We start from the raw sequence: 11,981 nt of genomic DNA on the forward strand, positions 1-11,981 counted from the left end.
GCCCGGCGCCCCCGGGGTCTTCACGCCCCCGGGTCCTCCCGGCGGGGCGGCGCGGGCCGGGGACCGGACCCTCACGGCCCGCGCCGCCCTCCTCCTCCCCCGATCGCCGCGCGTTCGCGCCTGCGGCGCACCAGGACGACGATCAGGTCGATCACGCCCACCAGGGTCAGCGCGGCGCAGATCCAGGCGATGGTGCGCAGCGAGTCCGCGCTGGGGGCGTCGCCCGGACCCGAGTCCGCCGCCCAGAGGGCGAAGAACACCGTCCCGGCCAGGAAGACCGGGATGTACACGACGGACAGCAGCAGCCGCAGTCCCAGCGGACTGCGGGCCGTCACGGGTTCGGTGCCGGTACGCGACCGGCCGGGGATCCGCATGCGGGTGCACCTCCTCGGCTCCGGTTTCTCATGGTCCTCCGGGTCCTCCGGCCGCGCCGGGTACCCTCCGCCGCTCCCGGCCATGCCGCCGCGCCGGTGTCGCGGGCGCGGGCGGGCGGCGCGGCGGGGGTTCGGCGGGGGGGTACGCCCCTCCCGCCGTCAGGGGCGCCGGTGCGGGGCTCCGGAGGACGGCCGGGACCGCGTCAGGACTCCCGGCGCCGTCCGCCCCCGGCGCCGTCCTCCGGCTCGTCCGCGCTCCCGTTCCCGGTGTCGTCCGGCTCCGCCGCGGCCTCCGGGTCCGGGGGCCCCAGCCGCCCGGCCAGTTCGTCCACCACCAGGGTGCTCCGGTCCACCGCGCCGGTGCGGTAGGCGACCCGGCCGACGACCTGACCGGCGACGGGCACGGTGAACAGCTGGAAGAGGGCGACGAGCAGCAGCAGGCCGGCATAGGGCAGCGGCACCCGCAGGGCCGCGCCCAGCAGGGACAGCAGCACGCCCAGGGTCTGGGCCTTGGAGGAGGCGTGGAGCCGGGAGGCGGTGTCGGGGAAGCGCAGCAGCCCCAGCGCCCCCAGCAGACAGAAGAGTGCGCCGGTCAGCAGCAGTACGGCCGAGGCGGTGGCCACCACGACCGCGCCGCCGTCGGCCGCCAGCCGGGTCATCGCAGCTCCTCCCGTTCCTCGATGAGCCGCGCCGCCGTCATCGCCCCGATGAAACCGAGCAGCGCCAGCACGACCAGCACGGGCACGAACGTGGTGTACTCCCACACCGCGATGGCCACGCAGGCCCCGGCGACCAGCAGCGTCACCAACACCTCCACCGCCACGATCCGGTCCAGGGAACGCGGGCCGCGCACCAGCCTGACCAGGACCAGCACCGCGGCGGCCGAGAGCAGGGCCAGGGCGGCGACGGCGACCGCGTTCACCGCCGCACCCCCTTCGCGTGCCCGTCCCGCCGCAGCAGGCGCTCGCGCGCCTCGGCGGTGCCCAGGGCCCGCACCACACGGCGTTCGTCCTCGGACGTCTCCGCGCGCCGCCCGGGGACCTGCGAGGCGTCGCGCACCGGCAGCGCGTGGACGTACAGCCTGCGCCGCACGCGGTCGATCTCCAGCACCAGCGTGCCCGGTGTCAGCGTGACCAGATGGGAGGTGGCGGTGATCAGCAGGTCGGTGTCCGCCTCCAACTGCACCTCCAGCACCGCGGCCCTGGTCCGCGGCCCGCGCAGCACCGCCTCCCGGGCCACCACGAGGGCCGAGCGGACCAGGTCCGCCAGCATGTTCCCGGCCATCACGACCAGTCCGAGGGGATGGACCGACGCCCGGTGGCCGATCGGCGGCAGCGGGAAGACCACCGCCACCGCCAGCGCCACCACCGCGCCGCAGACCAGCACGACGGGACTCACCGACCCCCACAGCACGATCCACAGCAGCCACAGCCAGAGCACCACCGGCCAGCGTCCCCGCAGCCGGTTCCCGGCGGGGGGCGCGGCGGTGGTGGTGTCGTCCGTGTAACTCATCGGCGCTCCCGCTCCTCGGTCCGGTGGGTGCTTCGGTCGTTCTCGCCGCCCGGGCCTTCCTCGCCGACCCGGATCCGCCCGGTGCTCCGTGTGTGCTCGGGTTCCTCGGCCTCCCGGACGTCCGTGGGGATCGCACCCCGCCCTCCGAGCACCGCCTCCAGGTAGGCGTCGCGCTCCAGCAGGTCCACCGCCGCGCGCTCGCCGACCCGTGCCACCGGTCCGGCGCCCAGTGCCAGCGCCACACCGATCAGCACGGTGCCGGCGGTGGCGCCCACCATCAGCCGCGTCCCGGCGCCGCGGGGCCGCGCCGGGGGCGGCCGTCCGGATCCGGTGGCGAACGCCGCCCGCCACACCTTGGCCATCGCGTAGAGCGTCAGCAGGCTGGTGAGCAGGGCCGCGGCCAGCAGGGCGAGGGCGGCCGCGCCACCCTGCTCCGTTCCCGCCTGGAGCAGGACGAGCTTGCCGACGAAACCGGACAGCGGCGGGATCCCGGCCAGGCTCAGGCCCGAGATCAGGAACAGCGCCGCCAGGATTCCCGGCGGCGGAGCCGCACCGGCCAGTCTGCTCAGCGACGCGGTGCCGCTCCAGGCGACCACCAGGCCCGCGATCAGGAACAGCGCGGCCTGGACGGCGATGTGGTGCATGGCGTACAGGACGGTCCCGGTGAGTCCGGTGACGGAGTACAGGGACAGCCCGAAGAGCATGTAGCCGATGTGGCTGACCAGGACGAAGGACAGCAGCCGGTTGAGGTCCTGCTGGGCGATGGCGCCCAGGATGCCCACCAGCAGGGTGACCCCCGCCGCGACCAGCAGCGGCGTCCACGGCTCGGTGCGCGGGAAGAGCAGCGTCTGGGTGCGCACCATCGCGTACAGGCCCACCTTGGTCAGCAGCGCGGCCAGTACGGCGGTGATGGGCGCCGGGGCGGTGGGGTAGCTGTCCGGCAGCCAGAAGTGCAGCGGCACCATGGCCGCCTTGATGCCGAAGACGATCAGCAGCAGCAGACTGAAGACGGTCCGCAGCCCTTCGGGGAGGCCCGGCATCCTGTCCCCGAGGTCGGCCAGGTTGACCGTGCCGGTGGCCGCGTAGACCACTCCGATGGCCGTGAGGAAGAGCAGCGACGACAGCAGGCTGGTGATGGTGTACGTCATCCCGGCCCGGATGCGGCTCTCGTCGGCGTCCAGGTTGATCAGCACGTAGGAGGCGGCGAGCATCAGCTCGAAGGCGACGAAGAGATTGAACAGGTCCCCGGCCAGGAAGGCCAGGGAGACCCCGGCCGCCAGCAGCAGGTAGGAGGGGTGGAAGGGGGCGTGGACCGGGTCGCCGCTCCCGCTCCCGACGGTGCCCTGCCCGATGGCGAAGACCAGCACCGCCAGTGCCACCGCCAGCGCCACCGTCAGCAGCAGTGCCGAGAGCCGGTCGGCCACCAGGGTGATGCCGGCCGGGGCCGGCCAGCCGCCGACGTCCAGCACCTGCGGGCCGCGCCGGTCGCTGAGGACCAGCAGGACCACGGCGTCCACCAGCGCCACCAGCAGCCCGCCGGTGCCCAGCAGCCGCTGCGCGCCGGCGCTGCGCCACACGGCCAGTGACAGACCCGCGGCCAGTACGGGCAGCAGGACGGGTGCGATCAGCAGCCAGTCGGTCACCGCTCCTCCCCCTTCCCCGGTGTCTCCCGTGTCGTCTCCCGTGTCGTCCGTTCGGGTGTCTCTCCCGGTTCCCCGGCCGCGTCGCCGGGACGCCTGGGGTGCTCGCTCTCGCCCAGCCTGCGGTCCTCCACGTCGTCGCGGACCTCGTCGTGGCCGAGCATCAGCCAGCCCCGGTAGACCAGTGCGAGCAGCAGGATGGAGATGCCGAAGGTGATGACGATCGCGGTCAGGGCCATGGCCTGCGGCAGCGGGTCGGCGAACGAGGCCTTGTCCTGCCCGTGTCCGGTGACCGGCGGTCTGCCCGGCGGCCCCGCGGCCAGCAGGATCAGCAGGTTGGTGCTGTGCCCGAGCACGAGGAAGCCGAACAGCAGGCGCATCAGGGAGCGCTGCAGCAGCAGGTGGAAGCCGACGGCGAACAGCCCGCCCACCACCACGGCCGATGTCAGGTCCAGAGTCGTCATCGGCCGCGGCTCCCGGGTGCGTCGGAGGGTACGGACTGCCCGGCTCCACCGGATTCACCGCCGGATTCACCGCCGGGCTCACCGCCGGACGGCCGCGGCGCCTCCTCGACGGGCGCCTGGGCGGGGCCCATGGCCGCCAGGAGTTTCAGGCACACCCCGACGACCAGCAGGTAGACCCCCGTGTCGAAGACCACGCTGGTGCTCAGCTCCAGATGGCCGAAGACCGGCAGCGTCACGCTCGGCAGCGCGGTGGCCAGGGGCTCGCCGCCGAAGGCGATCGGGGCCAGGCCCGCCGTCGCGGCCAGGGCCAGTCCGGCGCCCGCGATGACGCGGGGATCGACCCGTCCGGCGAACGCGACGTCGATCCGGCCGCCCACCAGATAGCGCAGGGTGAACGCCTGCCCGGCCACCAGCCCGCCGGCGAAGCCGCCGCCGGGCCGCAGATGGCCGGAGTAGAGCAGATAGACCGAGAGCACCAGGATCGACGGGAACAGCAGCCGGGTGACGACCTCCAGCATGATCAGGCGGTCGTGGGCGGGCATGTTCTCCGCCTCCGGAAGCCATCGGTCCTGCGGCACGCCCCAGCGCGCGGTGTCCGGATACCGGTCCGCGGCGGGGGGCCGGGAGCGGACCGGCGCCCCGGCGGCCTCCCTGGCGCCCGCCGGAAGCAGGATCAGGGCCCCCACGCCGATGGCCGCCACCAGCAGCACGGCGATCTCCCCGAGGGTGTCCATGGCGCGGAAGTCCACGATGATCGCGTTGACGACGTTGTGGGCCCCGGCCTCCTTGACGTGCTCGGTGTAGTAGGCGGACACCGCCGGGTCCCGGCGGGCGGCGGAGGCGGCCACGGCCAGCAGGGCGACGAGCGTGCCGGCGGCGGCGGACAGCGCCAGGCGCAGGCGGCGCGTACGGGGACGCGCGCGCCGGGGGCCCAGATGGGCCGGGAGACCGCGCAGCACCAGCACGATGATCACCAGCGTCAGCGTCTCGACCAGGAGCTGGGTCAGCGCCAGGTCCGGTGCGCCCTGCACCAGGAAGAGGCCGGCGACCCCGTAGCCCACCGCCCCGGCCAGCAGGGCGGCCGACAGCCGCCGGCGTACGCGGGCCAGGGTGACCGCCGCGGTCAGCACCACCACGCCCAGCGGCACCTGGATGGCCGAGGCCCACAGCGGCGGTGCGGTGAAGGGGGTGTCGCGCAGCAGCAGGGCGGTGCCCGGCACCACCAGCACGGTGGTCAGCAGCACGGTCAGATAGACCGGCAGGGAGCCGACCTGGGTGCGGCGGGTGAATCCCAGCGCGGCCCGGTCCAGGCCCTGTTCGGTGCGCCGGTAGCCCTTCTGCGCGTCGGGGGCGCGGGGCGCGCGCTCACGCAGCGCGGCCAGGGCGGGGCGCAGGCGGTACAGCAGGAGACCGGCGGCCAGGGCGGCGGCGGAGAGTCCGAGAGCGGGGCTCAGCCCGTGCCAGAGCGCGAGGTGGTACGGCTTCTGGGGGGACGGCAGCCGGTCGGCGTAGGGCTCGGTGAGGGTCTCGGTGCCCGGGTACCACACGCCCAGGGCGACGGTGGCCGTCACCAGGGCGGCGATGGGTACGGCCATGCCGGGCGCCCGGTCGCCGGGGTCCTCCTGCGGTGTCGGCTCCGCGCCGGGCCGGCTCGCGAAGGCGCCCCACAGATAGCGGACGGCGTAGGCCACGGTGAGCGTGGAGCCGGCCACCAGGGCGGCCAGCACCCACTCCTCGCCCGCCCCGGGACCCTGCCGGGCCGCGTTCCAGAAGGCGTCGAAGTACGCCTCGTGGCCCAGGTAGCCGACCAGCGGCGGCAGTCCGGCCATGGAGGCGGCGGCGAGGGCGGCCAGTGCCAGCAGGACCGGCCTGCGGCGGCCCAGGCCGGAGAGCCGGCCGATCTCGCGGGTGCCGGTGTGGTGCTCGACCAGGCCGGTGATCAGGAACAGCGACGCCTTGAAGGTGGCGTGTGCCAGCAGCATCACCTCGCCGGCCAGCGCGGAGTTGCGGGTGCCGTAGCCGAACAGTGCGATGAGCAGGCCGAGTTCGCTGATGGTTCCGTAGGCCAGGACGCGTTTGAGGTCGCTCTCCCACAGGGCCCGCCAGGCGCCGAGGACCAGCGACAGCAGGCCGACGGTCAGCACCAGGGGGCGCCAGGGCTCGGTGTCGGCGAAGCCGGGCGCCAGCCGGGCCGTCAGATAGACGCCGGCCTTGACCATGGCGGCGGCGTGCAGATAGGCGCTCACGGTGGTGGGCGCGACCATCGCGGCGGGCAGCCAGCCGTGCAGGGGGAACTGCGCCGACTTGGTGAAGACGCCCACCAGGACGAGCACCAGCGCGGCGGGGACGTATCCGCCGTCCGGGGGGTCGGCGACCAGTTCCGAGATCCGGTAGGTGCCGGCCGTCTCCCCCAGCATCACGAAGCCGAGCAGCATCGCCAGGCCTCCGCCGGTGGTGACGACCAGGGCCTGCTGGGCCGCCTGGCGGTGCTCCCGCGTTCTGCCCCGGCCCGCGATGAGCAGGAACGACACCACGGTGGTCAGTTCCCAGAAGACGTACAGGACCAGCAGGTTGTCGGCGGTGACCAGGCCGAGCATGACGCCGGCGAAGGCGAGCAGCAGCGCGGACTCGCGGCCGTGCCCCTCGGAGGTGTAGCGGGCGCCGTAGAACAGGACGGCGGCTCCGACTCCGCTGACGATCACCGTCATCAGCAGCGAGAGCGCGTCCAGCCGCAGGACGACCTCCAGGCCCAGCGAGGGCGCCCAGCCGAAGTGCTCCACGGGTGTGTCCCCGTCGAGCACGCCAGGGGTGAGCGCCGCCGCCCAGACCAGCGTGGCCAGCGGCACCAGGGCGGCCACCCACCACACGGCGCGCCCGGCGCGCGGTGCGAGGGCGGGGAGGAGGGCGGCCACGGCGGCGTGGGCGGCGATCAGAACCAGCAAGGACACTCCCGGATGAACCGCGCATGGGCGAACAGAGCGTACATAAAGGGACGTGTGTCGTGTGGCTGTACACCCGTCCGTGGCACGGTCGCGCCGGGGGCCGGGGCCCGGGCCGGGGGTGGGGGTGGGGGCGCTGGCCCGGGTGACGCGGCGTCAGCCTTCGGCCTGAGCACACACCTCGCACAGCGCCCGGCGGGCCTCCGGCGTCTGGGTGACCTGGCCCATTCCCCGCGGCTCGCTGACGAGTTCGGCCTCGATCCGCAGGTGTTCGGGGCACAGGCCGACATGGCAGCGTGAACACACCGCGACGGCGGTGGTGGTGCGGTCCCGCGTCAGGCACTCGTAGCAGTTCATGGCCTCGGTCCGTTCTCGTCCAGTGCGTGGCCGCGCAGCCCCAGCGACTCCTCCAGTTCGCGGATGCGCGCGTCCAGCCGTTCGGCCCTGTCGGCGCGCTCGCAGGGGGCGGGCGGGGGCCTTCCCGTGATCACCAGTGCGGCGCAGCGGTAGAAGAGATACGCCGGTACGACGACCGGCCAGGCCATTCCGTACAGGAACGCCGTCGACGCGGTGGCCGACTGGCCCTGCCGCCGGAACCGCTCGACCGGGTCCTCGTCCGCATGCCAGTCCCGTTCCAGCTCGATGACCCGGACCCGCTCGATGCCGTACACCACACGGGCCGTCAGAAGGGCCACCGACACATAGACCGTCAACAGCAACAGCAGGCCGACCAGCACGCCGCACCATCCCTCCTTCCGCACTTCGCGCAGTACCCGGGGCGAGGGGACGGAAACACCGGGTGTGCGCCGGTTCGCGCCCCCGGCGGGCGGGACGGGACGGGCCGTTTCCCTCCCGGGAGGACGGGTACTTCGCGCCGGGCCACAGCGCATGCCGTGAGGAGGAGCGAGATGGCTGGACGGGACACATCGCCCGGCGCCGTCGCGGAGGAGGACGTGGTGGCCCTGCTGACGCGGCGGCACGACGAGATCCGGGAGCTGTTCGCCGCCGTGGAGAACGCCGCCGCCGGCGACAGCAGCGGTGACGAGTGCCGGGCGGCGTTCCGGCGGCTGGTGCGGCTGCTGACCGCGCACGAGACCGCCGAGGAGGAGATCGTCCATCCGTACGCGCGCGGCGCCGTCGAGGACGGTGAGGAGATCGTCGCGGCGCGCCTGGAGGAGGAGCGGCGGACCGGGCGGGCGCTGCTGCGGCTGGGGTCGATGGACTGCGCGGGGGACGGCCGGGCGGCCTTCCTGCGGGAGTTCGCGGCGCTGCGCGAGGAGACGGAGGCGCACACACGCGCCGAGGAGCGCTACGAGTTCCCCCCTCTGGAGGCCGGAAGCGACCCCGAGTGGCGCAGGGCGATGGCCCGGGCCGTGCGGGCCGCGGAGTCGGTGGCTCCCGCCCGTCCGTACCCCGCGGCCGTACCGGGCGGTGCGGACTCCGCGGCGGGCCCGTTCGCCGCCGTGGTCGACCGGGCCCGGGGCGCGCTGCGCCGGGAGGAGCGGTGACCGGGGCGCCGGCCGGGAGCGGCGGGAGCGCCGGGGACGGTCTGCGCGTGGTCGTCCTGGGCGCGACCGGCAATGTGGGCACCTCGGTGGTGCGGGCCCTGGGCGACGCCCCCGAGGTCGGCTCGGTGCTCGGTGTCGCCCGCCGCACACCGCTGTGGACGCCGCCGAAGACCGAGTGGGCGAGCGCGGACATCGGGGCCGGCGGCGACGGCGAGGACCCGGCCGGGCGGGCCGCCGAGGAGCGCCTGACGGACCTGTTCCGGGGCGCCGACGCCGTGGTCCACCTGGCCTGGCTGATCCAGCCCACCCACGATCCGCTGGTCACCTGGCGCACCAATGTGCTGGGCACCGCCCGGGTGCTGCGCGCGATGGCGGCGGCCGAGGTGCCCGCGCTGGTGTACGCCTCCTCGGTGGGCGCCTACTCCCCCGGCCCCGTCCACCGCGCCGTGGACGAGACCTGGCCGACCCACGGCGGGCGGCCGGACGCCGCGTACTGCCGGGAGAAGGCGTACGTGGAGCGGCTGCTGGACGGCTTCGAGCGCGACCACCCCGGGGTGCGCGTGGTGCGGATGCGGCCGGGCTTCCTCTTCAAGCGGGAGGCCGCGAGCGAGCAGCGCAGGCTGTTCGCCGGCCCGTTCCTGCCGCAGCGGCTGGCCGGACTCGGCGTGGTGCCGGCCGTGCCCGCCCTTCCGGGGATGCGCTTCCAGGTGCTGCACACCGACGACGCCGCCGAGGCGTACCGGCTCGCGGTCCTGAAGCCGGTGCACGGCGCCTTCAACCTGGCCGCCGGACCGGTGGTGGACGCCTCCGTGCTGGCCGGCGTGCTGGGCGCCCGCGTGGTGCGGGTGCCCCTGGGGCCGGTGCGGGCCGCGGTGGGCGCGGCGTGGCGGCTGCGGCTGGTGCCCGCGCCCGCGGAGCTGCTGGACGCGTTCCTGCGGCTGCCGGTGATGGACTGCGAGCGGGCCGCCGGGGAGCTGGACTGGCGGCCGCGGCGGTCGGCGCAGGAGACGCTGCGGGAGCTGCTGCGCGGGATGCGCGAGGTGGCGGGTGCGCCCACCGCCCCGCTGGCGCCCGTCGTGGCGGGCGGGCGGTGGCACGAGATCGCCACCGGGGTGGGCGGCCGGGCCTGACCCGGCCCGCCGGCACCGGTTCCGGTCTCCGGCCGCCGCGGGCTACCGCCGTACGCGCCCGGTGCCGGGCGTCGCGGACCCGGCACCGGTTCCGGTCTCCGGCCGCAGGAGCCGCGCCAGCGCGCCGCCCTGGTCCCGGTCGGGGGCGCGGCGGAAGGCGTGCCGCCGGAGCCGGGCGGCGGCCCGGCCCTCGGTCAGGCACCACCGCCACCAGCGGTCCAGCTCCTCCCGGGCGCACCGCTCGGCCGGGACCAGGGCCGGCCAGCGGTGCACCCGCGCCTGGGCGGTCACCTTCGCGCCGCCGGCCACCGGATCGACGGCCAGGGCCGGGACCCCGGCGCGCAGGGCGAGCACCAGGCCGTGCAGCCGGTCGGTGACCACGACGTCGAGCCGGGCCAGTACGGACTGGAGCTGGGCGGGGGTGCCGCACAGCCGCCAGTCGCCGTCCGCCAGACGGGTGTCGAGCTCCACCCGGGCGCAGTCGCTCCGCGCCAGCCACCCGGTCACCCGCTCGGCGACCTCCTCGTGGCGGCGGCGCCCGCCGTACTCCCCCTGCCCGCGGGTGAGGATCACACCGGCCACCGGGGCGGCGGGCGCCTCGGGCGCGGCGGCGGCCAGGTCGGCGGTGGGCCGCGCCTCCTCGGCGTCGCGCGGCAGCACATGGTGGAAGCCGCGTACGGCGGGGTCACCGGGGTCGATGACCGACACGCCCACGGCGACGCGCACGCAGTCGGGGTAGCGCTCGTGGAGCTGTGCGACCTGGGGCCCGTGCAGCGGGCCGCAGACGAAGACCACATGGGTGTACCGCGCCGGGTCCGCGTCCCCCAGATGCGGACCGTCCGGCCGGAAACCCGGGCTCCAGGCGGTGTCGTGGGGTATGCCGGAGCGGTCCAGCACCTCCCGGACGCGCTCCAGCGCCAGCACGTCGCCGGCCGTGACCTCCCCGTGCAGGAAGGTGAACCAGCCGGTGAGCAGCGCTCTGGACGCTCCCACCGCCCCGACCGCTGCGCCTGCCCCGGCTGTCTCGGCTGTTCCGGTCGCTCCGGCCGCCCCGGACGTTCCGGGTGTTTTCGGTGTCGCCATCCGGGGACCCGGGGTCACAGCGCCACCGCGTAGGCGATGAAGAACCCCGCGACGACCACGGCCAGGACCAGCAGCAGGATCAGTGGCACCGGGCCCCAGCCGCTGGGCGTGTTGGCGTTCTGGTCCGGGGCGCCCGCGGGCGTGCTGCTCTCGCCGGGCGGCGTCTCGCCCGGCGGCACCCCGCCGCCGCTCTCGAGGCCGGGCGACCGCCTGGGGTCAGGGTCCGGATGCGTTTCGCTCATGGTCTCCGAGTACGCAGCGGGACGCCTCCTTACACCGGCTCCGGCGGACAAAAGCGGGGAACGAGAGGAAGAGGTTGCCGATGATGGGTGAACGTGACCGGCGGCGGGCCGTGGTGACCGGCGGCGCCGGGTTCGTGGGTTCGCACCTGTGCGAACGCCTGCTGGACGACGGTCTGGCGGTGACGGCCGTGGACAATCTGCTCTCGGGGTCCGAGAGCAATCTCGCGCATCTGCTCGGCCGGGACGGCTTCGCCTTCGTACGGCGCGACGCCTGCGCGCCGGGCGCCCTGGCGGATCTGCCCGGCGGCTCCTTCGACCTGGTCTTCCACCTGGCCTGCCCCGCCTCGCCCGCGGACTACCTGCGGCTGCCGCTGGAGACCCTGGAGACGGGCAGCAGCGGCACCCGCAACGCCCTGGAGCTGGCCGCGCGCGACGGCGCGCGGATGGTGCTGGCCTCCACCTCCGAGGTCTACGGCGACCCGCGCCAGCACCCGCAGCGCGAGGACTACTGGGGGCACGTCAACCCCGTCGGCCCGCGCAGCGTCTACGACGAGGCCAAGCGGTACGCCGAGGCGCTGGTCACCGCCCACCGCGGGGCGCGCGGCACGGACACCGCGATCGTGCGGATCTTCAACTCCTACGGCCCCCGGATGCGCGCCGGGGACGGCCGCGCCGTGCCGACCTTCGTCCGGCAGGCCCTGGCGGGCGAACCGCTGACGGTGGCCGGGGACGGCGGCCAGACCCGTTCGCTGTGCTACGTCGACGACACCGTGGCGGGCATCGTCGCGCTCGCCGGGAGCGATCTGCCGGGGCCGGTCAACATCGGCGGCGAGGAGGAGACCACCGTCCTGGACATCGCCCGCCGGATCGTCAAGCTCACCGGCTCGGCCTCGCCGGTCACCTTCGTCGAGCGGCCCGGCGACGATCCCGCCCGGCGCTGCCCGGACACCTCCCTGGCCAGGGGGAAACTGGGCTGGGAACCGCGCGTGGGCTGGCAGGAGGGGCTGGAGCGGACCATCGACTGGTTCGCCCGCCGGGCCGCCGCCTGAGCCGCCGCCCGGACCGGGGTCCGAACCGGGGCCCGAATCG

The 11,981-nt window shown here is 75.2% G+C and carries 14 protein-coding genes; 3 read left to right on the forward strand and 11 right to left on the reverse strand.

All coding sequences use genetic code 11. The annotated features are described in order from the left end of the window. Nucleotides 1-71: 71 nt before the first annotated feature. The 9 genes from BM237_RS11975 to BM237_RS29275 form a co-directional block, all read right to left on the reverse strand. A complete protein-coding gene (locus BM237_RS11975) occupies nucleotides 72-374 on the reverse strand; it encodes a DUF6343 family protein (protein WP_175540979.1) in 303 nt (100 codons plus the stop codon). 203 nt (nucleotides 375-577) lie between these two features. After that, complete coding sequence (gene mnhG, locus BM237_RS11980; protein ID WP_093849576.1) at nucleotides 578-1,033, reverse strand: monovalent cation/H(+) antiporter subunit G; 456 nt, start codon at nucleotides 1,031-1,033, stop codon at nucleotides 578-580. Further along, nucleotides 1,030-1,296, reverse strand: a complete 267-nt coding sequence (locus tag BM237_RS11985) for an MrpF/PhaF family protein (RefSeq protein WP_093849577.1) — start codon at nucleotides 1,294-1,296, stop codon at nucleotides 1,030-1,032. The genes mnhG and BM237_RS11985 overlap by 4 nt, the downstream gene beginning before the upstream one ends. Beyond that, nucleotides 1,293-1,886 carry a Na+/H+ antiporter subunit E gene (locus BM237_RS11990; protein ID WP_093849578.1) on the reverse strand — a complete coding sequence of 198 codons (594 nt, stop codon included), beginning with the start codon at nucleotides 1,884-1,886 and terminating at the stop codon, nucleotides 1,293-1,295. Before BM237_RS11990 ends, BM237_RS11985 begins: the two co-directional genes overlap by 4 nt. Beyond that, nucleotides 1,883-3,529 (reverse strand): Na+/H+ antiporter subunit D, encoded by a 1,647-nt coding sequence (locus tag BM237_RS11995; RefSeq protein ID WP_093849579.1) that lies wholly within the window; start codon nucleotides 3,527-3,529, stop codon nucleotides 1,883-1,885. Before BM237_RS11995 ends, BM237_RS11990 begins: the two co-directional genes overlap by 4 nt. After that, nucleotides 3,526-3,990 (reverse strand): Na(+)/H(+) antiporter subunit C, encoded by a 465-nt coding sequence (locus BM237_RS12000; RefSeq protein ID WP_093849580.1) that lies wholly within the window; start codon nucleotides 3,988-3,990, stop codon nucleotides 3,526-3,528. The genes BM237_RS11995 and BM237_RS12000 overlap by 4 nt, the downstream gene beginning before the upstream one ends. Next, a complete protein-coding gene (locus BM237_RS12005; protein ID WP_093849581.1) occupies nucleotides 3,987-6,932 on the reverse strand; it encodes a Na+/H+ antiporter subunit A in 2,946 nt (981 codons plus the stop codon). The genes BM237_RS12000 and BM237_RS12005 overlap by 4 nt, the downstream gene beginning before the upstream one ends. Before the next feature lie 153 nt (nucleotides 6,933-7,085). Beyond that, nucleotides 7,086-7,286 carry a DUF2180 family protein gene (locus tag BM237_RS29270; RefSeq protein ID WP_175540980.1) on the reverse strand — a complete coding sequence of 67 codons (201 nt, stop codon included), beginning with the start codon at nucleotides 7,284-7,286 and terminating at the stop codon, nucleotides 7,086-7,088. Beyond that, complete coding sequence (locus tag BM237_RS29275) at nucleotides 7,283-7,666, reverse strand: hypothetical protein (RefSeq protein ID WP_175540981.1); 384 nt, start codon at nucleotides 7,664-7,666, stop codon at nucleotides 7,283-7,285. Before BM237_RS29275 ends, BM237_RS29270 begins: the two co-directional genes overlap by 4 nt. A 171-nt stretch (nucleotides 7,667-7,837) precedes the next feature. Here BM237_RS29275 and BM237_RS12015 point away from each other — a divergent pair, with 171 nt between their 5' ends. Beyond that, a complete protein-coding gene (locus BM237_RS12015; RefSeq protein ID WP_093849582.1) occupies nucleotides 7,838-8,437 on the forward strand; it encodes a hemerythrin domain-containing protein in 600 nt (199 codons plus the stop codon). Then, nucleotides 8,434-9,567: an NAD-dependent epimerase/dehydratase family protein gene (locus BM237_RS12020; RefSeq protein WP_245793569.1), complete on the forward strand. Its 1,134-nt coding sequence runs from the start codon at nucleotides 8,434-8,436 to the stop codon at nucleotides 9,565-9,567. Before BM237_RS12015 ends, BM237_RS12020 begins: the two co-directional genes overlap by 4 nt. 42 nt (nucleotides 9,568-9,609) lie before the next feature. Here BM237_RS12020 and BM237_RS12025 read toward each other — a convergent pair whose 3' ends face one another. Next, nucleotides 9,610-10,560 (reverse strand): polysaccharide pyruvyl transferase family protein, encoded by a 951-nt coding sequence (locus tag BM237_RS12025; RefSeq protein WP_245793570.1) that lies wholly within the window; start codon nucleotides 10,558-10,560, stop codon nucleotides 9,610-9,612. A gap of 104 nt (nucleotides 10,561-10,664) precedes the next feature. After that, complete coding sequence (locus tag BM237_RS12030; RefSeq protein ID WP_093849583.1) at nucleotides 10,665-10,892, reverse strand: DUF6480 family protein; 228 nt, start codon at nucleotides 10,890-10,892, stop codon at nucleotides 10,665-10,667. An 83-nt stretch (nucleotides 10,893-10,975) separates the two neighbouring features. Between BM237_RS12030 and BM237_RS12035 the strand changes: the two genes are divergently transcribed. After that, nucleotides 10,976-11,941: an NAD-dependent epimerase/dehydratase family protein gene (locus BM237_RS12035; protein WP_425443690.1), complete on the forward strand. Its 966-nt coding sequence runs from the start codon at nucleotides 10,976-10,978 to the stop codon at nucleotides 11,939-11,941. Nucleotides 11,942-11,981: the final 40 nt, after the last annotated feature.

The sequence above is a fragment of the Streptomyces mangrovi genome (genome assembly GCF_900114215.1).
GTDB lineage: Bacteria > Actinomycetota > Actinomycetes > Streptomycetales > Streptomycetaceae > Streptomyces > Streptomyces barkulensis.